Here is a 21,964-nt window from a genome sequence, read left to right on the forward strand (position 1 = left end):
TTTTCATTTTATCGACATTTTTTCAAAAATACTATATATTTGAATAATAAAATGGAAGATGGAATAAATTATGAATTATTTTGGAGGGAATCTATGAATAAAATAGTAGACCTAGTAATACGATTTGCATTGTCTTGTATTGGAATTATATTGGTTGGTGGGTTGCCCAGCCTTTTAATAGGATTGAATAGTGGAACATTAGATTGGGGGAGCTACCTCCTGTCATTGAAGGAAATTTTTAATGGTATATTGCATCTACAACAGTTAACCTATTTCCACAATGGGAATTTATTACCGTTATTTCCTAACATTATTAGCCCAATGGTTTATTCCTTGATTGTTTTATTTTGTGCATTTATTGCAGCTAGCCTTATCTCACTTCTGTTATCTGTTTGCACTGTCCTCCTGCCGTATCGATTACGCCAAAAGGTTAAATTTTTCTTTTTCATGCTAGAATCAGTGCCGGATTTATTTGTCATTACCCTATGTCAACTACTTGTTATTTTAATAGTAAAAAAGACAGGGTTTCTAATTGCTGATATTGCAGCGATGGATCAGGAAAAAATATACTTGTTTCCGATTTTCTGCCTAGCAATCTTACCGACTATTCAATTATTTAGGATTTCTATGATTATATTAGAAGAGGAAATAGGGAAGGACTATGTACTGCTTGCTAGATCTATTGGTTTAAGAAAATCCTTCATCGTACTCATCTATGTGTTACGAAATGCTTGGATTAGTCTGTTCTTTCAATCGAAAAAGACAATATGGTTTATGTTATCCAATTTATTTGTTTTAGAGTACCTATTTAATATGCAAGGGATAACCATATTTATGGGTAATCATATGGATCCAAAAATCTTTACATTAGCACTTTTATCGCTATTTATCCCGATATTTATATTATATTCCCTTGGGGAATGGATCCTTCAGAAAAAAATAACAGGGGGTGAATCCATTTCATGAAAAGTCCATGGAAAAATCCTTTATTTTTAATTGGTTTTATTTTTATAGCGAGTTTGTTAATTGCGAGCATCCTTTATTCGGAGATCACTCATAATCATGTACGCCAATTTCGAATTTTATATGATAATCATGGAAAAATGATTGAGGTATCCCCGATCTCACCTAAGTGGAATATTCCATTTGGTACAGACCGCTTAGGGTTTGACATGTTTACAAAGGTACTGATTGGTGCAAAATATACAATTTTGGGTGCAATAGCGGTAGCAGCAATAAGAATGTTTCTAGCTATTCCAATTGGGTTATTTCTAGGAACTTATTTACGAAAACAAAAAAAATATTTTAGCGGTTTAGTGGATTCCTTCCATTTCATTCCATTAACAGTACTGGCAGTATATATTTTAACCCCGATATTATATGAGCCACTAGAAGGTTTTCACAATACAATGACGCAAAGAGTGGTTATTGAGATAATTTTACTCGCATTATTAACGGTTCCAGTGATTGCTGTATTAATTAGCAATGAGGCCAGCAAAGCATATCAAGAGGAATTTGTCACCTGTTCCAAAACCTTGGGGGCAAGTAAATTGCGATTGATTCGAAAGCATATATTTCCTGCCATGCGGGAGAAAATATTCGTGATTTTCGGACAGCAAATAATGCAAGCTCTTATTATCTTTGCACATCTTGGACTCTTTCAACTGTTTTTTGGCGGTACCCATAATAAATCTGATGGCTTATTCAGAGATCCGCCTGTCTCGGTTTCTAACGAGTGGTCTGGGCTTATTGGGGACTCCTTTCGATATTTGAATCTAGCAAGCTGGATTCCTTTAACACCTATCATTTGTTTTGCCATTACAATGCTGGCGCTTTCCTTTATGATTGAAGGATATGTTCAAGCAACTACCGGACATTCCCATTACTTTAAGAGGAAGAAACGAAATCATAATGTTAAATCATTGGAAAGAACGCCTCTTAAAATTGAGCTGGAAAAATTCGAAAAAATATCTTGATTGTCGGTCCCTAATATAGGGATCTTTTTTTAAAAAAGGTAAGGAGAGTAAATTTTTATTCCCATACATTTACAACATCAAGTCTAATCTTGACCAGCGCAAGCATCCTCGCGCTTTCCTTAGTTTGTGTCACAACCTTATTAAATGGTACAATATTGAAGTTAATAGGGAACGTGCAACTAGAAAGGATGATGCTAAAATGATACGATGTATTGCATCAGATATGGATGGCACATTATTGAATGCCAGACAGGAAATTAGCGAATTAAACCGAAAAGCACTTCTTTATGCGAAGGAGCAGGGAGTAGAAGTCGTAATCGCTACTGGACGTTCATTTGATGAGGCGCATTTTATTTTACAGGATGCAGGAATTAGCTGCCCGCTTATTGCTGTGAATGGTGCTGAAATTCGAAACGAATCTGGAGAAATTGTCAGTTCCATAGGATTAAGCGGAAAGCAGGCTACTGCTATCGCAAACATATTAAATGAGATCGGAGTTTATTTTGAGGTTTACACAAATAAAGGGAAGTTTACCGAGGATTATAATAAAAGTATAAGCGTCATTGTAGATATATATAAAACTGCCAACCCCGAGCGACCAACCGAAGAAATCCGCAGCATGGTAGAAGAGCGATTTACCAAGGGCTTCATTCAAACCATTGATGATTATGAAGTGATTTTTAATGACCCGTTATACATCTTTTATAAGTTTATTGTATTCTCAAGAGAAGAGGAGCCTCTGAAAAAGGCAAGCAAGGCGTTACATGAATTAGATGGCCTCAAGATTACCTCCTCAGGTCATGATAACCTAGAGATAAACCATATTGATGCACAGAAAGGAATTGCGCTGGAGACATTCGTGAAAGAAAGAGGCATTGATCTAAAGGATACAATGGCCATTGGCGATAACTTTAATGACCTTTCTATGTTACTAAAAGTAGGCTATCCTTTTGCCATGGGTAATGCAGAACAGGAGATTAAAGAGCTCTGTAAATATCAAGCAGATTTGAATGTGAATGATGGTGTGGGTAAGGCGATTGCACAAATGCTGAACGCAAATTTATAAAGTGGTTAATGGACGATGTGGAAAAAGGATTTCCCATCGTTTTTTTTAAGGAAAAAGTAACCACTCGGGCCATTTTACTTTGATTTCGTGCCTTTAAATAGGAATTTCGTGCTAATCAAAGGAATTGATGGGACGTTTAATTACAAAATTGTGCTGTTCTAATTCTTATGCGAAACATCATAAAAAAGCTATCATCAATGATAACTCGAAATAAATTACATTGTATCGATTTGAAAGTAAGTAATCACTCTCAACATTTTCCAGCTGTCAATTTCAGAATTTTCATTTAAATTATGGTATACTTTTGGGAAGATTCTATTTTTACAGAATGCCGAAAATAAAAAATCTATGCAATAGCTACCTTGGAAAATGGGATGGAGGTGAAGTCACTTGGAACCGAAAAGGGTTAATGAAATAAAGCCCAATATTGCCTCTTATAAACTAAGAATATTTTCTATTCTAATCGATTATTTAATAATTTGTGGGTATGGGGTCATTTTACTTTTTTCTCTCCATTTTATTACGTCCTCTTTTGTTGTTACTGTTTTCAAAAGGCCCATTCGTTGCTGAGGTAACAGGCTTCTGTCTTATAACCTTACCTGTCGTATTTTATTTTAGTCTCATGGAGGCATCTAGCAGGGGAGGCACACTAGGAAAAAGAAAATGGAACATTAGAGTAGTGAAAAAGGATGGCGAACCGATTGGAGTGGGAAGAGCCATTTTTCGGTCTGTCATTAAATTTATACCATGGGAAATGTCTCATTTTGCAATTTGGAATATACTGAGGCCATCCTCCCTCCCTGATAGTTTAATAACTTTTATTTTATTCACAGCAAATATCTTGGCTATTTTATATATTTTCTTTCCTTTAGTAAATAAGCAAAGGAAAAATATTTATGACTGGATTGCAGGAACTAGTGTTATTCATAATCAAAATGAAGAAGTTCCACTATGAATGAGTTGGTGCTTTTCTCCGATTGCTTTATAGATGCTAAAGAGCTCCTTCAAAGAAATGGGAAATTACCATACCTATGAAAGGGTTAACAGTGACATTCATAACATAAAAAAAATAAGTCCGATATCTCGAACTTATTCCACGCGATCATTATCCCATGGGTATGACCAGAATCTTTCCGTTTGAAGCCAAGCTAATATTTCCGGGTCTTTTTCAGCTAATTTCTTCTCTCTTTCTTCCATCATCCAACCGGTTTGGGATATATGTGCTTTCATAGCCCCCATTTTTTGGTCGATAACGTCACGGACATCATTTTCGATATCCGGTCTGCCAATTTCCTCTTCATGTCCTTTTGAAAAGGCTAGGCAATGAACCTTTGGTCGCTTCTCTAATGGTAGCTTTCTCACTGCTCGAATTACCGCTCTTCCGGTTGCGTCATGATCGGGGTGAACTGCATATCCCGGATAAAATGTAATAATAAGGGAGGGGTTTAATTCTTGTATTAAATCGGAAATCATCTTAGCCATTTTCTCGTCATCTTCAAATTCAATGGTTTTATCGCGAAGTCCCATCATTCGAAGGTCTTGGATGCCCATTACTTCCGCCGCTTTTTGCAATTCCTTTCTGCGAATATTCGGAAGGGATTCTCTTGTCGCAAAAGGGGGATTTCCTAAGTTTCTACCCATCTGACCCAAAGTGAGACACGCATAGGTAACAGGAGTTCCATTTTTTACATGAGAGGAGATGGTGCCTGATACACTGAATGCTTCATCATCTGGATGTGGAAATACGACTAACACTTGACGTTCTTTTTCCATATATAAAACTCCTTTCTGCCAAAAATTATATATCAAACGGTGTTTTGCTTATTTCTAGAGCAACTGCCAGTTTACCATCATAACCATGGCCGGCAAGCAACAGGCGGTTATGTTCATCCACCTCAAAATGTGTGATTCCTTCTGCGTAAATCCAGCCTATCTCCATTTTTATACCAACTCGGAAAGGACCATCTCCAGTAATTTTTCCATGCTCATATTTTACCTTTGCATTGCGGATATAAGCGCCTGCGGAAAAAAAGGACTCATTAAAGTGGGATGCATACGCTCCATTCGTCGTTTCCAAATGTATGTATACCTCTTGATTAGCAAATTCATTTATTTTTTCTTGCACTTTTACTGTATTAATTGGTTCCATAGGAATTCCCCTCCTCTGCTAAATGGGTGAACGATCTTTATTGATTTTGATTCTTATCAGAATGCGATAAATGTGATAATACATAAATAAAGTATGTGAACATTTTACTAAAAATAGTAGCTGAATGCGAAAAATTAGCTCTAATTAGCGTTCTTTTTATAAACTGAGTTGATTTTCCCGTAAAAATCTAAGCATCGGTTTTTAGGTAAAATCCATACACTTATGCAGAAGAGATGCTCTGAAATAACCCTTCTTTCGGATTAATCCCAATGTACGAATTATGTAAACGAGTAATGCCCAAATTGAAAAAGCGGGTGATTGTCACCCGCCGGAGTAAAATATTTATTTTGATGCAACAAAGCGAGTATACGCTCCGTGCATAACTGGACCAACATATTGGTTTAATTTAAAGCCATGTTCAATAGCAGCTGTTACAAATTCTTTTGCAGTGTGAACAGCATCCTTCACAGCTGCACCTTTGGCAAGCTCTGCAGTGATAGCAGCTGCAAATGTACAGCCTGCACCATGATTGTAGGTTGTATCTAATTTTTCCTTTTCCAATAATATAAATTCGCTTCCATCATAGAAAAGGTCTAGGGCCTTTTCATGTTGCAATTGTTTTCCACCTTTAATTACAACATTTTTAGCGCCTAATTCATGAATTTTAACCGCAGCTTCCTTCATATCATCAATGGTCTTGATTGGACCTGTTTTTGCCAATTGCCATGCTTCAAATAGGTTAGGAGTTACTACAGTTGCGCGTGGTATTAAAAGCTCACGCATTGCGTCTGTATTTTCCGGCTGCAATACCTCATCTTCCCCTTTACAAACCATAACGGGGTCAATAACCACTTTATCAAGCTTGTGCTCATCTATTTTGTTGGCTGCCAGCTCGATAATTTCAACTGATCCGAGCATTCCTGTTTTCATAGCGTCAATTCCTACTGACAAAATAGTTTCCAGTTGTGGTTCAACCGTTTTCACATCAATAGGGAACACATTATGATGCCAATTATTTTTAGGATCCATTGTAACGATGGATGTAATGGCAGTCATCCCATACACACCTAATTCTTGAAATGTCTTTAAGTCGGCCTGAAGTCCTGCTCCACCGCTTGTATCAGATCCAGCAAGCGTAAAGGTCTTTTTTAATGTCATTTTTGCTTCCTCCTCCATTACCAATGATGGATGTTCAAATAGATTTGAATGATTTATGTACTTCCTACATTAGAATAAACCAAACATTTGGGAAAAACAATGGATACATGCTGTTATAAAAATGGCAAAAAAATAAGGATGGTCTTTTGTTAAGACCATCCTACAAGAGGGGGGTTTCATCGTCTATCATCATTATGGACAGGGATTTAGCAAACTATACATCTAGTAATTAATTATTTTTATTTTTTTGAAAATAGCTTTACTTTATAATGTAAAACGTATACAATATGTTTGTTAAACAAATCAGACATTTTCCAAAGGAGGTATGTATTATGAAAGCAAATGTATATATGACTAATCAAAATAATTTCATAATGCAGTCCATGGAAAATAAAGAAGTAGATTTATTAGCATTAACAAACTAATTTGATCATGTTCATCATACCATGGGCTGCAATTCACAGGCTCATGGTTTTTATATTTTAGGGTGTTTTCTACCCTTTTTCAACAAAACCGTGCTAGCACGGTTATCTTTTTACCCTAAATGAGGGTAGTATTTATCGTTAATTTAGAGCCTCATGTGTGTATGTGAATAGGTTTATTCGAATGAAAAACCTATTGAACATATGCACAAGAGGTATTTTTTTTACCAAAATATTAATCCAAAAAACGGAGGAATTCTAATTGAATTTAAAAGCTTTAGGTTGGAATGAATTTTTTGAAGAAGAGTTTTCACAGTATAAGGAACAGGGATATGAGGTTGGAAGAGTCGCACTAGAACATAAAAAAATTTATCGAGTGTTATCCGAGTATGGTGAACTTTTAGGTGAAGTATCGGGAAAGATGCGTTTTAATGCACTAGACCGTGGAGATTATCCGGCTGTTGGTGATTGGGTGGTAATATCTGCAAGACCAGAGGAGCAAAAGGCTACGATTCATGCTGTTTTACCTCGGAAAAGCAAATTTTCCAGAAAGGCTGCCGGTTTAACAACAGAAGAACAGATTGTCGCTTCTAATGTTGATACTATCTTTCTTGTAAATGCCTTAAACGCTGATTTTAATGTAAGGCGTATTGAGCGTTATATTTTGTCTGCGTGGGAAAGTGGTGCAAATCCTGTAATTATTTTAAGCAAATCTGATTTATGTGAGGAAATAGAGGAGAAAATAGCCGAGGTAGAAACGGTAGCCTTTGGAATTCCTATTATTCCTATTAGTGCTGAAAAAAATATAGGCTTAGATCAGCTAGCCCCTTATCTTGATGAAGGGCAGACTATTGCATTGCTCGGATCATCGGGTGTTGGAAAATCTACGTTGACGAATACATTAATTGGGCACCAAAAACAACAAGTAAAAGAGGTTCGTGATGGCGACGATCGCGGACGTCATACAACAACCCATAGAGAAATGATCGTTCTCGAGCAGGGAGGTATTTTAATTGATACCCCTGGAATGAGAGAGCTGCAGCTATGGGAAGCAGATGAGGGATTAAGTCACAGCTTTTCCGATGTAGAATCCTTTGCAGAGCAATGCAAATTTAGAGATTGCAAGCATCAGAAGGAACCGGGATGTGCGATCCAACAAGCAATTTCTGATGGATCATTGGATATAGACCGTTATAACAGCTATGTAAAACTGCAAAAAGAGCTTGCTTATTTAGAGAGAAAAGAGAACCAACGTGCAGCATTAGCAGAAAAAGCAAAATGGAAGCAAATCTCTAATAATCAGAAGAAGGTAAAGTATTGAAGAAGGTATTAAAAAGCTTGGCAGAATGCTAAGCTTTTTTTAACGAAGTTTTTGTCTGATGGAAGTTCTAACTTTGAATTAGTAAATGTTTTCTGACAGGAAGGTACGTTTCCTATAGCTGTAGAAGTAATTATTATGAAAGGCTCTTTTCGTAAACTTTGTTGCGATTGGACCTTAATAATGGTCAAATACTTAAGTTTCTAGGCAATTTTCACATATGTACTTACGACAAGATGCCACCAAGCATTTAGTTATACGGCAAGATGAACTTCTACGAAAACAATAATATATGCGAAAATAGCCTTATTAAAATATAAAGGGGAATATAATATGCTTCACCACATCGAAATATATGTCTCGGATCTTGAGCAAACTACGAAATTTTGGGATTGGTTTTTAACAAAACTAGGCTATCAGGTTTATCAAAAGTGGGACAAGGGGATCAGCTGGAAACATGAATCCACTTATATCGTATTTGTTCAAGCCGATAAAAAATACTTAGATATCCCATATCACCGCTGCAGAGTAGGGTTAAATCATCTAGCATTCCGGGCAAAATCAAGACAGCAAGTAGATGATATTACATTGGAGCTTAAGGAGAAAGGGATAAAAATTCTTTATTCAGACCGGCATCCATTTGCTGGTGGTCCATCCTATTATGCCGTTTATTTTGAAGATCCCGATCGTATTAAAGTGGAATTGGTTGCTCCGGGAGAGGGAGAAGAACAAAGATGAAAACGGTGATTTTGGCTGGTGGGAAATCAAGACGAATGGGCCAAAATAAAGCGCTGCTTCCTCTAGGAGAAAAAAGCATTATCCAACGATTAGTAGAAGATTTCACCACTATTTCAGAAGAGATTATTATTATTGCGAATATACCTGAAATATATAGTAACCTTGGGATACGAATATTTTCGGATGCGGAGAAATTCAAAGGGGATGGACCCTTAGCAGGAATTTATACCGGGTTAGACGTAGCAAATACTGCATGCTTATTTATTGCTTGTGATATGCCTTTTGCATCTCCTGCATTAGGAGAATTTATGAAAGAGGTATTAGAAAATAGCAAAGTGGATGTGGTAATTCCATCATATAAAGGAAGAATCCATCCCCTATTCGGTGTCTATCATCATAGAATTAAGTCCCACATTAACGAGCTTCTTTTAAATGATAAAAGAAAAATGTCACAGCTTATAAATGAAGTGAATGCTAAAATAATAGAAAAACAAGATATTCCGATTGATTTACAGGATAAGTGGGAATATTGCCTTTGGAACATGAATACAATGGAAGATTATCAGAAGGCTTTAGAATTTTATAAAAATAAAAACAGGCTTTAGAGGTGACAAAAGTGAATTTCCAAATTACAAGGGATCCGATTGATATAGAGAAAGTAGTTCAAAGAGTTGTTCAAAGAGAGGCGGGTGCTATTACTACTTTCATAGGAACAGTAAGGGAGCTCACTTATGGAAGGAGAACATTGTATCTGGAATATGAAGCATATGAATCAATGGCTCTCAAGAAGCTTGAACAAATAGGAATGGAAATTACGGAAAAATGGCCACTTTCCAAAACAGCTATTACTCATCGTATCGGCAGATTAGAAATTACAGACATCGCTGTGGTCATTGCTATCTCCACTCCGCACCGGGCAGAAAGCTATGAAGCCAACCGCTATGCAATCGAACGGATAAAAGAAGTGGTCCCTATCTGGAAAAAAGAGCATTGGGAGGATGGAGAAGAGTGGATTGGCAATCAATTAGGTACAAAAAAATATATAGAAGGAAAGCCGGGAGAGGATGAGCTTCATGAATAAAATATTGTTATTTGCCCAGTTGCGTGATCAGGTAGGAAAACAAGAATTATATTTGGATTTCAAAGGTAAAACCGTTAAGGAATTAAAGAAAATAATGCAAGAATCCTATTCTTTTAATGATTTAGATAGTGTGATGATAGCAATTAATGAAGAATTCGTCAGCGAGGAAGAAATTATTCAAGAAGGAGATACTATTGCCTTTATACCGCCTGTCAGCGGGGGATGATCATGTTGGAAGGAAGAGTATAGATGGATAGATATTCACGGCAAACATTGTTTGCACCAATCGGACTAGAAGGACAAAGAAAAATAAGAGAGAAGCATGTTTTAATCATAGGTACGGGCGCATTAGGCTCCAATATTGCGGAAATGCTTACAAGAGCTGGGGTTGGGAAATTAACGATCATTGACCGTGATTATGTGGAAGAAAGTAATTTGCAACGTCAGCTTTTATATACTGAAGACGACGCCAAGCATAGGATGCCAAAAGCCGAAGCAGCGAAAATAAGGCTGAACGAGATTAATAGCGAAGTGGTTGTATATTCTATTGTAGCGGAAGCAGATGCACAGCTACTAGAAAAGATAGCTCCGGAAATAGATTTAATCATGGATGGCACCGATAATTTTGATACACGCTTTATACTAAATGATATCGCACATAAATTTCATATCCCGTGGATATTTGGGTCATGTGTCGGCAGCTATGGTTCCACTTTTACTATAATTCCAGGGAATACTCCATGCTTTCAATGCTTGTTGAAGAAACTGCCGATGAAGGGTCAGACCTGTGACACAACGGGAATAATTGCTCCAACAGTTCAAATGGTCACCGCTTTTCAAACAACAGAGGCATTGAAGCTATTATCCGATAATGTAGATGCATTAAGGAATACGTATGTAACCTTTGATTTATGGCAGAATCAAACCTTATCTATTAAGGCAAACACAATGAAAAATCCTAATTGCCCTACTTGCGGACATCATCCATCGTATCCATATCTTGATTATGAGAAAAGTACCAAAACAGCAGTTCTTTGCGGGAGAAATACGATTCAAATTAGACCGGGGAGCTCCGCTAATATATCTTTAGGAGATCTCTTCAATCAATGGAAGAAAGCAGGATACGAAGTAAGTGCAAACCCTTATCTCATATCGGTAAGGAAGGAAGAGCATCGCATGGTTCTGTTCAAGGATGGAAGAGCATTAATTCATGGAACAAATGATGTGGTTGTGGCAAAAAGGCTGTATCACTCTTTAATGGGTTAATAGATGTTAATTCTTATAGGCTATAGCTTTTCGTATATCGTTACAATTTTTTATTATGCGTAGTTTCGGGGCATCTTTTCTAAAAAAGCTAATGGTTTCCTAACCTAGATATGGATGGTTATAACGCTTCCGTCTACAAAGGAAACAAAGTATAAGCAAATATCCTTTAGAAAAAGCGGTCCGTTTATTAGGACCGCTAATCTTATTTATACAATGGTATATGGAGGTTCATCCATCCGTATTTCAGAAGCAATGACAACTAATTTCCCCTCATCCAGCACTTCTTCATATTTTTCTGCCTCCATTTTACTTAAGCCGAGAGCTTTCATCTTTGAACGGAGCTCATCACCGCGTTTTTTAAACACATTTCCAAAGGAATCTAGTATTCCTTGTTCTTCAATACCTACACTACCAGTGTTGGTAGCATCGGTTAAGTCCTTTGAACGCCCTTTTTGGTGGGCAAAAATATACACATTTTCTTTTCGGTAACCTTCATTTTGCAATTCACTCACTAGGTTGGATGCGTCAAGTCCATTTTCTGCAACTTTTACTGTATACATTATATCTCCTCCTTGGTGAGGTGCCTGCCACCTCGAATTAGTATGTATATAACCTGTTTGCACAACTATTAAACATCTTTTTTAGGTGTCTTCATATAGAGTGTAGCTTTTCGTATATGGTTTAACATACTAACTGTTAGGCTTGGTTCCTTGGTATCTTATCTTAAAAAAATTATGGATGCTTAACTTAATTACAGATGTTCATAAAGTTTTCATCTATATAAGCAACGATGTTTAAGAAAAGAGCTTTTAAAATTCGACAATTTCCTACAAGTTCCACGTGAAACATGTCGAATTTATGGTGTTAGAAAAATTATGTTAAAATGAGAGTAATATAAAATAAGGAGTTAATCGAAGTGTCTATCTCATCACACTCTCTTTTGAAAAAAATTGAAGAAGAAGTTATGAAAGCCAAGCAACTGCAAGAGCTTAATAAGCAAAAGCAACATGTATATACAATTAAGACATTGTGTGAGCTAATGTTGGACCAGGAGACGTCTAGTACAATAGAGAATCCACGGTTAGTAGGCTCTGCGCTAGATCCAACTCCAACATCTACTGTTCTAAGATATGAAAAATCACAGCCATTAAAAACGGATGATGGGGCAAATGGGGATTCCATTTTTGATTTTTAAAGCCATTTTTCTTAAAATGATGGGAGAAATAAAAGAGAACTGAAGGAGTGTAATTATGAAAGCCTTTGTTATAATTGGTGCCATTAATGCTTTCTTGGCAGTCGCATTAGGTGCGTTCGGTGCACATGGATTGGAAGGGAAAATACCAGAGAAGTATTTGGAGGTTTGGAAAACGGGTGTAACGTATCAAATGTTCCATGCACTTGGGTTGATTGTAATTGGTATTATCGCAAAACATATTCAATCATCTTCACTTCTGTCTTGGTCCGGTTGGTTAATGTTTATCGGAATTATCTTATTTTCAGGTAGTCTATACATATTAAGTGTGACAAGAATAAGTGTGTTAGGAGCAATCACTCCCTTCGGCGGTGTAGCATTCCTTGTTTCATGGGTATTGTTAACAATTGCTGCAGTAAAATATTTCTAAGAAGCAACAGCCCTTTCATCTGAAAGGGCTGTTTGGTTATATCGTTATCTGGTAGGATACGTCGCCATTTGCTGAGTAGAACCAAATGGATACTCATACTCCACTTCTTCTGTAAACGTAATATAATCTACATAAACCATTGGGATTAGGTTTCGTTCCCCAGTTTGAGGATTACTAATAATTACATGATCTCGGCCGGCCGCTTCTATTATCCCAGTAAACTGCTTTTCTCTCTTATTTTCGAAGGTAGCGTACAAATGGATCAGTTTCCCTTTGTTTAAACGTAAAATATTCTCAATATAAGACTGTTCTGAAGGCAGCATTCCTGGTATGTTGGGTCCTTGTGTTGTCGGACCAGCCGATGTTAATGGCGGTGTACCGAATTGTGGCGCGTTTCCTCCATAGAAAGGTGGTGAACCGGCAGTTTGACGATACGGATAACCATAAGCGTTTGGATTAACATATGAATTTGACAATATTCTCCCTCCTTGAACTCCCCAGTTAGAAATAAAATATGCTTAATGACTATAGGACTTTCATCTGAAAATAAGAATTTAATAATTTTAAATTAAATTCATTTGAAACAATGTACTATACAACAGGCATCCTGTCTTTCGATTATTCTTTTCTGTCAGCTTTACACCTCTCTTTAGGAAGCCAGACTTGTATGGATGGTGAAAGGATTTATTTGTTATTTTCACTATTTCATATGTATGTAAAGGATGAAGGGGATATGCAAGGAAATTTTAAGAGGATTGCTATGGAATAAAAAAACCCCTAAAAATATTTAGGGGTAATTGAATCTACACATGTAAAAACTTTGCAATTTTATCTTCTTCAAGCAAATTTCCTACAAAGAAGGAACCAAATTCACCGAAGCGTGCGCTAACTTCGTCAAAACGCATTTCATAAACAAGCTTTTTGAATTGCAATACGTCATCCGAAAAGAGGGTCACGCCCCATTCATAATCATCAAAGCCGACTGATCCAGTAATAATTTGTTTTACTTTTCCAGCGTATTTACGGCCGATCATACCATGGCTGCGCATCATTTCACGGCGTTCTTCCATGGATAGCATATACCAGTTATCATTGCCTTCACGGCGCTTGTCCATAGGGTAGAAGCAAATATATTTTGATTTTGGTAGCTCTGGGTAAAGACGTGATTTTACATATGGATTTTGATATGGATCTTCGTCAGAATTTCCTCCAACATAATTACTTAATTCAACCACAGATACATAAGAGTATGTAGGAATTGTATATTCAGCTATGGTAAGCTTATTGAATTCATTTTCTAGCTCATTAAGCTCTTCCATTGTTGGGCGAAGCATCCAAAGAATGAAATCTGCCTTTTGACCAACAATTGTATATAAAGCATGGCTACCTTGTTTTGCATTTTGAGTTTGATTTAATTTATTTAAAAACTGTTGAAATTCATAAATTGCCGTTTGGCGTTCATCACTTGAAAGAGCCTTCCATGCCGGCCAATTCATTGCTCTTAAATCATGTAAGGAGTACCAGCCATCTAATGTTTGAGCTGCTTCACTCATTTTTATCACCTCAAGTTATTTTAATTCATCATAACTATAGCATAGTTTTTCCAATCAGATGAAATACAACACACAAATGTTTAAAAACAGTCAAGAAAAGGAAACATTAAATTCACAAAATATAAACATTTGCCCTTATAGGGAAAAGCATTCATTCTTCTTAAAAAAGTTTGTTATAGTTTGGATAGAATATGTAATGAAGGAGGTAATAAAAATGACGGATTTATTCTCAGTAATTAAAGACAAAGTTTCCGATAAAGAGTTGAAAATTGTTTTTCCAGAAGGCTTAGATGAGCGAGTTTTAGCTGCAGCGGGCAGGCTGGCAACAGAAAGAATCTTAACACCCATTATCATCGGGGATAAAGAATCCATTGAAGCAAAGGCAAATGAACTGCAATTGAAGCTTGACGGTGCGGTTCTATACGACCCTTCTCAATATGAAGGATTCTCCGCAATGGTTGATGCTTTTGTAGAAAGAAGAAATGGGAAGGTGACAAAGGAAGAGGCAGAGAAAATCCTTTTAGATGAAAATTATTTTGGTACGATGCTTGTATATATGAATCATGCCGATGGTCTAGTCAGTGGTGCGGCTCATTCAACAGCTGATACTGTTCGGCCAGCCTTGCAAATTATTAAAACAAAACAAGGTGTTAAGAAAACATCCGGAGTTTTTATCATGGTGCGGGGGGAAGAGAAATACGTGTTTGCCGATTGCGCGATTAATATTGCTCCGGATAGCCAGGATTTAGCAGAAATTGCGATTGAAAGTGCCAAAACGGCGAAAATGTTTGACCTTGAGCCGAGAGTGGCAATGTTAAGCTTTTCGACAAAGGGGTCTGCTGTGTCACCCGAAACAGAAAGAGTAACAGAAGCTGTTCGGATTTCAAAGGAACGAGCCCCAGAACTTGTGCTAGATGGAGAATTTCAATTTGATGCTGCCTTTGTTCCTTCTGTCGCGAAGAAAAAAGCTCCAGAGTCCGTTTTGAAAGGCGATGCAAATGTATTTATATTTCCAAGTCTTGAAGCAGGAAATATTGGCTACAAAATCGCCCAAAGACTAGGGAATTTTGAAGCAGTCGGACCTATTCTGCAAGGACTAAATGCACCAGTAAATGACCTATCACGTGGGTGTAATGAAGAAGATGTATATAAATTAGCTCTTATCACAGCCGCACAAGCATTGTAATATAGTTATAGTTGATAGAAAGGCTGTTTTCGAATAAATTGTTAAGATCCAAAAGCCGATTTTAACCTGTTGCTTTTTGTCATTTTTTAAAAGAATCTAACCTAGATTTAGCTTCGGAGCATCTTTTATTTAGATGATTGTTGATTTCAACTGGAGTAAGGATTAAGGTTTTCGTCACCAAAAGCAACAAAGTTTAAGAAGAGAGCCAGCAGAAAAGTGAGATGAGACACTGGTGGAAAAAAGTCTATCATTATTGGTACAAGATAAATGGAGAATTATTGATCAATCAAGCTTAGGGCCGATGTTTGATGCCAAACAATCCTTCGCTATGGACGATACTTTGTGTACCTCTGTCGGAGCAAGGGTTTCCCCTCCAACTGCTAGATCTTGGGTACATCATCATACGGTTGTGCTGGGTATTCAAGATACGAGGCTCCCTTTTTTAGAGGAGGGTATGGTCTATTTAAAAGAACAGGGATACCGTGTTATCGTTCGAAATTCCGGAGGGTTAGCGGTTGTTCTGGATAGCGGAGTATTAAACTTGTCTCTCATTTTCCCGGATACGGAAAAGGGAATTGATATTAATCGTGGTTATGATGCAATGTGGGCACTGATTAAGGAAATGTTCTCGGATTTTAATGCTGAGATTGAGGCGAGAGAAATCGAGGGATCTTATTGTCCTGGAAGCTATGATTTAAGTATTAACGGGAAAAAGTTCGCAGGGATTTCCCAGCGTAGAATTCGCAAGGGTGTTGCCGTTCAGATTTATTTATGTGTATCCGGCAGCGGCCAAAATCGAGCTAAGCATATTCAGCAATTTTATACATTGGCTAAAAGGGATCAGGAAACCAAATTTATCTATCCAACTATTCATCCGGAAGTAATGGCATCCTTATCTGAGCTGCTTCATACAGAATTCACAATACAAGATGTCATGCTCCGATTTTTGAATGTATTAAAAGAGATGAGCGGAGAAATATATGGTGAACCATTATCTGGCCAGGAATTGGAATGGTATGAAGTAAACTATCAAAGGATAATGGAGCGAAATGAAAAAATAAAATAGAATGAATGCATTAGGCTCTTTCCTTAGACCATGTTGATTTTATACGAATATCCTAGTAATGACCTGGCTTTTGCTATGAGAACTATGTCCTTCATAAGAAAATAAAAAAACAATGAATACGAAAACAGCCATGTATATAATCAAGGTGACTACCTTGATTTTTTTCTTAAATTAATTAAATTTTGAATTGACATATAATTTCGAGGATGATATTCTATCTAAGAATCTAAAATTACCAAAAAAAGCAAAGGAGGTTATCGTGATGAAAGTAAATATTCTTTTAAACAAAAACACAAGCAATCATAATTTCATATTTCACGTAACCTGTCCTTATGCATTATTGAGTGTGTAAAAGCATATAAAAAGTTCGAATCAAGCACAGGGTACGTTTCGGTGAAATTGGAATTGCTAATTTCACACGTTTCCTGTGCTTTTTTTGTGGGCAGCTGCCACTTGCGCAGTCTGCCCTTTTTTGTGCCCAGATTCAAGAACAATGCAATTTTCTATCTATGTTTCGACAAAATAAGGGGGTGGATCACCTATGCTTTGGAAATTAAGGTGGTTTTTTAAGGAAAATTGGAAGCGTTATGTAGTTGCGGTATTATTTCTAATTATTGTTGGAATTTTGGATGTTATACCGCCAAAATTAGTTGGAATGGCAATCGATGATATCCAGCTTGGCAGCCTAACATGGTCAGGTATTTATCGATATCTTTTATATCTAATCGTAATCGGGGTTATTTCATACGGCATTACATATGTTTGGATGTACCAATTATTTGGAGGTGCCTTTGTCTTAGAAAGAAAGCTTCGTTCTCGGTTAATGGGGCATTTTTTCAAAATGACTCCGGCATTCTATGAACGAAATCGCACTGGTGACCTAATGGCCAGGGCGACAAATGATTTAAAAGCGATATCTGTAACAGCAGGCTTCGGTATTCTTACATTGACTGATTCTACAGTTTTTATGTCTACTATTCTATTAACGATGGGTATATTCGTAAGTTGGAAATTAACGATTGCAGCGATTTTGCCATTTCCAATAATGGCTGTCTTAATAACCGTGTATGGTAAGAAAATTCATGAGCGTTTTATTAAGGCTCAGGACTCTTTCGGGGATTTAAATGATCGTGTATTGGAATCTGTAGCAGGTGTCCGCGTTATTCGCGCATATGTACAGGAAAGAGCAGATGAGAAGCTCTTCAGTGACATGACGGAAGATGTTTTTAAAAAGAATATGGCTGTTGTAAAAATAGATTCTCTATTTGACCCGACCATAAAAATATTAACAGGTGTCAGTTATTTGATTGGTTTGGGGTATGGTGCTTACCTTGTGTTTCACCAGCAAATTACCTTGGGAGATTTGGTTTCCTTTAATGTGTATTTGGGAATGATGATTTGGCCGATGTTTGCCATTGGGGAATTAATGAATTTAATGAAACGCGGAAGCGCCTCCCTTGATCGAGTGGAGGAGACATTAAATCAAAAGGAAGATGTGGTAAATCCAAAGACTCCAACCTTATTAGATTTACCGGAAAACTTTCAATTTCAGGATTATACATTTCAATATCCTTCCTCGAATACTCCTAACCTCTCCAAGCTCCAATTGTCCTTAAAAAGAGGGCAAACGCTTGGAATTGTCGGAAAGACAGGAAGCGGGAAGACAACCTTTGTAAAGCAGCTATTACGTGAGTACAAAGAAGGTACAGGTGACTTTTCTATTTCAAACGTGGATATTTCTAAGCAAACGAAGGAGCAGGTTCGTAATTGGATTGGTTATGTACCGCAGGATCATGTTCTTTTTTCTAGAAGTATAAAGGAAAATATTCTGTTTGGTCATCCGGATGCAACGGAAGAGGATATTGAAAAAGCAATAGATCTGGCATCCTTCCGTAAAGACTTGGAGTTATTGCCGGAAGGATTGCAAACACTCGTTGGGGAAAAAGGAGTGTCATTATCCGGTGGACAAAAGCAAAGGATATCCATTGCCCGGGCTTTAATCAAAAACCCGGAAATTCTTATCTTGGACGATTCCTTATCTGCCGTAGATGCAAAAACGGAAACTAGAATTATTGAAAATATCCAAAGAGAAAGAAGCGGAAAAACAACTATTATTACAACTCATCGATTATCGGCTGTAGAGCATGCCGATTGGATTATTGTGTTTGATGATGGAGCAATAGTGGAGGAAGGTACCCACGAGCAATTAATTCAGCACCAAGGCTGGTACCGTGAACAGTTTGTAAGACAGCAATTAGAGGAAGAAGAGGGAGCGGAGGTGACGTTATGACAGCAGGAAAGCAATTGTTCCGATACGCTCTAGCGTTCAAAAAGATTATTATTATTGCATTATTGATGCTTGGACTTTCGGTTGGGGCAGAGTTAACGGGTCCTTTTATCGCTAAAAAGATGATTGATTCTCATATACTTGGAATTGAATCCTCCTGGTTTGAGGCGAAAAAGGGAAAGGACGCAGTTCCATTTGATGGCCATTACTATAAGCGTGATTCCTACTTCGGCAAAGAAGAGCCAAAGGGCAAGGAAATTAGAATTATCCAAATTCGCAAGAGCTTTTATTTTATTGGCGAACGGCTGCCGTTTGATGGAAAAAGATCCTATCATAACGGGGTAGTCACTATTACAAAGGGTAATCAATCCCATACCTTTCCGGCAAAAAAAATAACAGGAGATCAGTTGCTCCGATTTTATCAGCCGGAGATTCCTAGAATGATGAAGCTCATAATCTTTTATTTTAGCTTACTGCTTGGAGCATCTATCTTTCAATATGGACAGCATTTTTATCTGCAAAAGGCATCCAATCGAATTATCCAAAAAATGCGCAATGATATTTTTCAGCATATCCAAAGATTGCCGATTCGCTATTTTGATAATTTGCCTGCAGGTAAGGTGGTTGCAAGAATTACGAACGATACAGAGGCAATTCGGGACCTTTATGTCGCTGTATTAGCCAATTTTTTTACCAGTACAATCTATATAACGGGAATTTTTATTTCCTTATTTATATTAAATGCGAAGCTCGCAGCTATTTGTTTGCTGCTTCTTCCAATCCTGTATGCATGGATGATAATATACCGAAAATTTGCTTCGAAATATAATCAGGTAATTCGAACAAAAATTAGTGAAATAAATGCTTCTATTAATGAATCCATTCAAGGTATGAATATTATTCAAGCCTTCAGACGTGAGGACCAAATGAAGGATGAGTTCGAGCAACTGAATGAAACACATTTTAAATACCAAAATAAGCAGCTTAACTTAAATGCATTAACCTCACATAATTTGGTGGGTATATTGAGAACCATTACGTTTGTTGCTTTCATATGGTATTTTGGTGGGGGCTCTGTCGGTGTAGGCTCTTTCGTCTCGCTGGGTGTATTGTATGCCTTCGTTGATTATATTAACCGGTTATTCCAGCCTGTAACAGGTATTGTGAATCAATTTGCTAATCTAGAGCAAGCTCGCGTAGCGGGTGAAAGGGTATTTGAATTATTAGCGGAAAGCGGTACTCCGGTTGACGACAGTAAAATGGAGCGTTATCAAGGAAATGTTACGTTTGATAGGGTGACCTTCGGATATAAGGAAGACCACGATGTATTGAAGGATATTTCGTTTGATGCAAAAATGGGTGAAACAATTGCATTGGTGGGTCATACTGGATCTGGGAAAAGCTCCATTATGAATCTTTTATTCCGTTTTTATGATTGCACAAAAGGCGCCATAAAGATTGATGGAAAGAATATTAATGAAATACCTGTGCAAGCATTACGTGAGCATATGGCTATTGTTCTTCAGGATCCATATTTATTTACAGGGACGATTGCCTCCAATGTTAGTTTGAACGATCCAGGCATCACGAGAGAAATGGTAGAAAAAGCATTGATGGATGTTGGAGCGGATAAGGTACTGAAAAACCTAGAGAAGGGCATTGATGAAGCGGTAATTGAAAAGGGAAGCACCCTTTCATCCGGCCAACGACAACTAATCTCCTTTGCCAGAGCACTAGCCTTTAATCCTGCGATCTTAATATTGGATGAGGCTACATCAAATATAGATACCGAGACGGAATCTATTATTCAAGATGCGATGGAAGTATTGAAAAAAGGAAGAACGACCTTTATTATTGCACACCGGCTTTCAACTATTCGAAATGCTGATCAAATTTTGGTCTTAGATAAAGGCAGAATCGTTGAAAAAGGAAATCATGAAGAGTTATTGGCGCTCGGGGGTAAGTATTTTCAGATGTATCAATTGCAGCAGATTAAGAGTGCTGGATAATAACGTCCTTTTTTATAGAAAGGCACGAAAAACTTCTAAAACAGCCCGAATGAAAGTTGAAATAGCCCGAAAATGTATAGAAACGGCATAAAATAATAATGAAATGGCCCGATTTGAGTCTATGGACCTATGATTTCAACATAAAAGAGACTGTCTCGTAAGGTGTTAGGCACCATACGAGACAGTCTCTTTTCATTATTCAGCCAGCTTCTCCAAATTCCCATTTCGGTCCATTTTAAAAGTAGAAGTGGATGGCTCGTCTTCATCAAATAATACAAGCTTCCTTGCACGGTTCATGATTTTCATCAATGTTTCATAATCTTCCTGCATGGTGACAGAGTTTTTCTCCAATTCATTAATCCGCTTTTGCAATTCTTCGTTTTTCTTCCTCATATCGGATAGCTCGTGCTTTAATCTTGCATTCTCACTTTTTAAGATGGTCGATTGAAATTGAGTATTATTTAAGTATTGTAAATATCCAATGACTTTTGATAAACTCATTTCTTCATTACCTTTATTTAATACAGGTACAGGCAAAGAAGGTGTATTTGTTGATGTAACCGGTGTTAACTCCTCTGCCATTTCCTCCTGCTCCAAAATGACGGTTTGTAATGGCAACTCTATTTCCTCTACATCTTCTAACGTAGGAGTAGGCGGTTGATAGAGTAGTTTTTTCTTGCCGCCTTGATCTTTACCTAGTAGACGCTGTCTTTGTTTTCTTTGTTTCTTTGCTAGTTGAAGAGCTTGTTCATAATTATGGCGAACGACCGCATTCCAGCGAAAACCGCAGGCAGCTGAAGTTCTATTCAATCTATCTCCTACCTCTTCAAAAGCGTTCAGTTGGGTACTGCCCTCCCGAACATGACGCAATACCGTTTCAGCTAATATCAAATCATTTTCATCTGTCCAAGCATCTTGGCGAGATTTCATTATTCTCAACTCCCATTTGAAAAAATTAAACTTTCCTTGTTAATCCAATTTGTTTTAGTACATTGTTGCATTTCGTAAATGGCTATAAACCCTAATGTAGACTTAGTTTCGGGGCATCTTTTCTTAATGAGGCTATT

23 protein-coding genes are annotated in these 21,964 nt (G+C 37.3%); 16 read left to right on the forward strand and 7 right to left on the reverse strand.

Translation table 11 applies throughout. The features are described 5' to 3' along the window. Positions 1-93: 93 nt before the first annotated feature. From KHA87_RS18990 to KHA87_RS19005, 4 genes are all read left to right on the forward strand, one after another. Complete coding sequence (locus KHA87_RS18990; protein WP_213095760.1) at positions 94-966, forward strand: ABC transporter permease family protein; 873 nt, start codon at positions 94-96, stop codon at positions 964-966. Further along, positions 963-1,976, forward strand: coding sequence for an ABC transporter permease (locus KHA87_RS18995; RefSeq protein WP_213095761.1), 1,014 nt, complete (start codon positions 963-965; stop codon positions 1,974-1,976). The genes KHA87_RS18990 and KHA87_RS18995 overlap by 4 nt, the downstream gene beginning before the upstream one ends. 199 nt (positions 1,977-2,175) lie before the next feature. Next, positions 2,176-3,042 carry a Cof-type HAD-IIB family hydrolase gene (locus tag KHA87_RS19000; protein WP_213095762.1) on the forward strand — a complete coding sequence of 289 codons (867 nt, stop codon included), beginning with the start codon at positions 2,176-2,178 and terminating at the stop codon, positions 3,040-3,042. A gap of 487 nt (positions 3,043-3,529) precedes the next feature. Beyond that, positions 3,530-3,997: an RDD family protein gene (locus tag KHA87_RS19005; RefSeq protein ID WP_213095763.1), complete on the forward strand. Its 468-nt coding sequence runs from the start codon at positions 3,530-3,532 to the stop codon at positions 3,995-3,997. 134 nt (positions 3,998-4,131) lie between these two features. On the opposite strand, the gene bshB2 is transcribed toward KHA87_RS19005, so the two are convergent. The 3 genes from bshB2 to pdxK form a co-directional block, all read right to left on the reverse strand. Then, positions 4,132-4,815, reverse strand: coding sequence for a bacillithiol biosynthesis deacetylase BshB2 (gene bshB2 / locus KHA87_RS19010; protein WP_213095764.1), 684 nt, complete (start codon positions 4,813-4,815; stop codon positions 4,132-4,134). A 25-nt stretch (positions 4,816-4,840) separates the two neighbouring features. Beyond that, positions 4,841-5,191 (reverse strand): YojF family protein, encoded by a 351-nt coding sequence (locus KHA87_RS19015; RefSeq protein ID WP_213095765.1) that lies wholly within the window; start codon positions 5,189-5,191, stop codon positions 4,841-4,843. Positions 5,192-5,533: 342 nt separating this feature from the next. Next, the gene (pdxK, locus tag KHA87_RS19020; RefSeq protein ID WP_213095766.1) at positions 5,534-6,349 is read right to left on the reverse strand and encodes a pyridoxine/pyridoxal/pyridoxamine kinase; all 816 of its coding nucleotides are present in this window, start codon (positions 6,347-6,349) and stop codon (positions 5,534-5,536) included. 684 nt (positions 6,350-7,033) lie between these two features. Between pdxK and rsgA the strand changes: the two genes are divergently transcribed. The 6 genes from rsgA to KHA87_RS19050 all read left to right on the forward strand — a co-directional run bounded on the left by rsgA (position 7,034) and on the right by KHA87_RS19050 (position 11,174). Continuing rightward, positions 7,034-8,092, forward strand: coding sequence for a ribosome small subunit-dependent GTPase A (rsgA, locus tag KHA87_RS19025; protein ID WP_213095767.1), 1,059 nt, complete (start codon positions 7,034-7,036; stop codon positions 8,090-8,092). A gap of 330 nt (positions 8,093-8,422) precedes the next feature. Next, positions 8,423-8,827: a VOC family protein gene (locus KHA87_RS19030; protein ID WP_213095768.1), complete on the forward strand. Its 405-nt coding sequence runs from the start codon at positions 8,423-8,425 to the stop codon at positions 8,825-8,827. After that, complete coding sequence (locus tag KHA87_RS19035) at positions 8,824-9,432, forward strand: molybdenum cofactor guanylyltransferase (RefSeq protein WP_213095769.1); 609 nt, start codon at positions 8,824-8,826, stop codon at positions 9,430-9,432. The genes KHA87_RS19030 and KHA87_RS19035 overlap by 4 nt, the downstream gene beginning before the upstream one ends. 11 nt (positions 9,433-9,443) lie before the next feature. After that, positions 9,444-9,908 (forward strand): molybdenum cofactor biosynthesis protein MoaE, encoded by a 465-nt coding sequence (locus tag KHA87_RS19040; RefSeq protein WP_349305602.1) that lies wholly within the window; start codon positions 9,444-9,446, stop codon positions 9,906-9,908. Continuing rightward, positions 9,901-10,134, forward strand: a complete 234-nt coding sequence (moaD, locus tag KHA87_RS19045; protein WP_213095771.1) for a molybdopterin converting factor subunit 1 — start codon at positions 9,901-9,903, stop codon at positions 10,132-10,134. The genes KHA87_RS19040 and moaD overlap by 8 nt, the downstream gene beginning before the upstream one ends. 23 nt (positions 10,135-10,157) lie before the next feature. Further along, positions 10,158-11,174: a ThiF family adenylyltransferase gene (locus tag KHA87_RS19050; RefSeq protein WP_213095772.1), complete on the forward strand. Its 1,017-nt coding sequence runs from the start codon at positions 10,158-10,160 to the stop codon at positions 11,172-11,174. A gap of 206 nt (positions 11,175-11,380) precedes the next feature. On the opposite strand, the gene KHA87_RS19055 is transcribed toward KHA87_RS19050, so the two are convergent. Beyond that, a complete protein-coding gene (locus tag KHA87_RS19055) occupies positions 11,381-11,734 on the reverse strand; it encodes a YflT domain-containing protein (RefSeq protein WP_213095773.1) in 354 nt (117 codons plus the stop codon). 356 nt (positions 11,735-12,090) lie between these two features. Here KHA87_RS19055 and KHA87_RS19060 point away from each other — a divergent pair, with 356 nt between their 5' ends. Then, positions 12,091-12,369 (forward strand): YwdI family protein, encoded by a 279-nt coding sequence (locus tag KHA87_RS19060; RefSeq protein ID WP_213095774.1) that lies wholly within the window; start codon positions 12,091-12,093, stop codon positions 12,367-12,369. A 55-nt stretch (positions 12,370-12,424) separates the two neighbouring features. Next, positions 12,425-12,796: a DUF423 domain-containing protein gene (locus KHA87_RS19065; RefSeq protein ID WP_213095775.1), complete on the forward strand. Its 372-nt coding sequence runs from the start codon at positions 12,425-12,427 to the stop codon at positions 12,794-12,796. A gap of 44 nt (positions 12,797-12,840) precedes the next feature. Here KHA87_RS19065 and gerQ read toward each other — a convergent pair whose 3' ends face one another. Further along, entirely contained in the window at positions 12,841-13,272 is a 432-nt protein-coding gene (gene gerQ, locus KHA87_RS22300; protein ID WP_249310618.1) for a spore coat protein GerQ, read from the reverse strand. 327 nt (positions 13,273-13,599) lie between these two features. Then, positions 13,600-14,349, reverse strand: a complete 750-nt coding sequence (gene hemQ, locus KHA87_RS19075; RefSeq protein WP_213095776.1) for a hydrogen peroxide-dependent heme synthase — start codon at positions 14,347-14,349, stop codon at positions 13,600-13,602. A 214-nt stretch (positions 14,350-14,563) separates the two neighbouring features. On the opposite strand from hemQ, the gene pta reads away from it, so the two are divergent. The 4 genes from pta to KHA87_RS19095 all read left to right on the forward strand — a co-directional run bounded on the left by pta (position 14,564) and on the right by KHA87_RS19095 (position 20,897). Next, positions 14,564-15,535 (forward strand): phosphate acetyltransferase, encoded by a 972-nt coding sequence (pta, locus tag KHA87_RS19080; protein WP_213095777.1) that lies wholly within the window; start codon positions 14,564-14,566, stop codon positions 15,533-15,535. A gap of 232 nt (positions 15,536-15,767) precedes the next feature. Then, positions 15,768-16,601 (forward strand): octanoyl-[GcvH]:protein N-octanoyltransferase, encoded by an 834-nt coding sequence (gene lipL, locus KHA87_RS19085; protein WP_349305603.1) that lies wholly within the window; start codon positions 15,768-15,770, stop codon positions 16,599-16,601. Positions 16,602-17,142: 541 nt separating this feature from the next. Next, positions 17,143-18,891: an ABC transporter ATP-binding protein gene (locus KHA87_RS19090; RefSeq protein ID WP_213095778.1), complete on the forward strand. Its 1,749-nt coding sequence runs from the start codon at positions 17,143-17,145 to the stop codon at positions 18,889-18,891. Next, the gene (locus tag KHA87_RS19095; protein WP_213095779.1) at positions 18,888-20,897 is read left to right on the forward strand and encodes an ABC transporter ATP-binding protein; all 2,010 of its coding nucleotides are present in this window, start codon (positions 18,888-18,890) and stop codon (positions 20,895-20,897) included. The genes KHA87_RS19090 and KHA87_RS19095 overlap by 4 nt, the downstream gene beginning before the upstream one ends. 195 nt (positions 20,898-21,092) lie before the next feature. Here KHA87_RS19095 and KHA87_RS19100 read toward each other — a convergent pair whose 3' ends face one another. Next, the gene (locus KHA87_RS19100; RefSeq protein ID WP_249310620.1) at positions 21,093-21,827 is read right to left on the reverse strand and encodes an RsfA family transcriptional regulator; all 735 of its coding nucleotides are present in this window, start codon (positions 21,825-21,827) and stop codon (positions 21,093-21,095) included. Positions 21,828-21,964: the final 137 nt, after the last annotated feature.

The organism is Bacillus sp. FJAT-49736 (assembly GCF_018343615.1).
Classification (GTDB): domain Bacteria; phylum Bacillota; class Bacilli; order Bacillales; family Bacillaceae_C; genus Margalitia.

Excerpts from the sequence above, each read along its gene's own strand:
- KHA87_RS19005 (WP_213095763.1), top strand. The coding sequence starts at position 3,530 with ATGGGGTCATTTTACTTTTTTCTCTCCATTTTATTACGTCCTCTTTTG.
- KHA87_RS18995 (WP_213095761.1), top strand. The coding sequence starts at position 963 with ATGAAAAGTCCATGGAAAAATCCTTTATTTTTAATTGGTTTTATTTTT.
- KHA87_RS19090 (WP_213095778.1), top strand. The coding sequence starts at position 17,143 with ATGCTTTGGAAATTAAGGTGGTTTTTTAAGGAAAATTGGAAGCGTTAT.
- moaD (WP_213095771.1), top strand. The coding sequence starts at position 9,901 with ATGAATAAAATATTGTTATTTGCCCAGTTGCGTGATCAGGTAGGAAAA.
- pdxK (WP_213095766.1), bottom strand. The coding sequence starts at position 6,349 with ATGACATTAAAAAAGACCTTTACGCTTGCTGGATCTGATACAAGCGGT.
- bshB2 (WP_213095764.1), bottom strand. The coding sequence starts at position 4,815 with ATGGAAAAAGAACGTCAAGTGTTAGTCGTATTTCCACATCCAGATGAT.
- KHA87_RS19100 (WP_249310620.1), bottom strand. The coding sequence starts at position 21,827 with ATGAAATCTCGCCAAGATGCTTGGACAGATGAAAATGATTTGATATTA.
- KHA87_RS18990 (WP_213095760.1), top strand. The coding sequence starts at position 94 with ATGAATAAAATAGTAGACCTAGTAATACGATTTGCATTGTCTTGTATT.
- pta (WP_213095777.1), top strand. The coding sequence starts at position 14,564 with ATGACGGATTTATTCTCAGTAATTAAAGACAAAGTTTCCGATAAAGAG.
- KHA87_RS19095 (WP_213095779.1), top strand. The coding sequence starts at position 18,888 with ATGACAGCAGGAAAGCAATTGTTCCGATACGCTCTAGCGTTCAAAAAG.
- KHA87_RS19065 (WP_213095775.1), top strand. The coding sequence starts at position 12,425 with ATGAAAGCCTTTGTTATAATTGGTGCCATTAATGCTTTCTTGGCAGTC.
- KHA87_RS19055 (WP_213095773.1), bottom strand. The coding sequence starts at position 11,734 with ATGTATACAGTAAAAGTTGCAGAAAATGGACTTGACGCATCCAACCTA.
- KHA87_RS19035 (WP_213095769.1), top strand. The coding sequence starts at position 8,824 with ATGAAAACGGTGATTTTGGCTGGTGGGAAATCAAGACGAATGGGCCAA.
- KHA87_RS19050 (WP_213095772.1), top strand. The coding sequence starts at position 10,158 with ATGGATAGATATTCACGGCAAACATTGTTTGCACCAATCGGACTAGAA.
- KHA87_RS19000 (WP_213095762.1), top strand. The coding sequence starts at position 2,176 with ATGATACGATGTATTGCATCAGATATGGATGGCACATTATTGAATGCC.
- KHA87_RS19015 (WP_213095765.1), bottom strand. The coding sequence starts at position 5,191 with ATGGAACCAATTAATACAGTAAAAGTGCAAGAAAAAATAAATGAATTT.
- KHA87_RS19030 (WP_213095768.1), top strand. The coding sequence starts at position 8,423 with ATGCTTCACCACATCGAAATATATGTCTCGGATCTTGAGCAAACTACG.
- hemQ (WP_213095776.1), bottom strand. The coding sequence starts at position 14,349 with ATGAGTGAAGCAGCTCAAACATTAGATGGCTGGTACTCCTTACATGAT.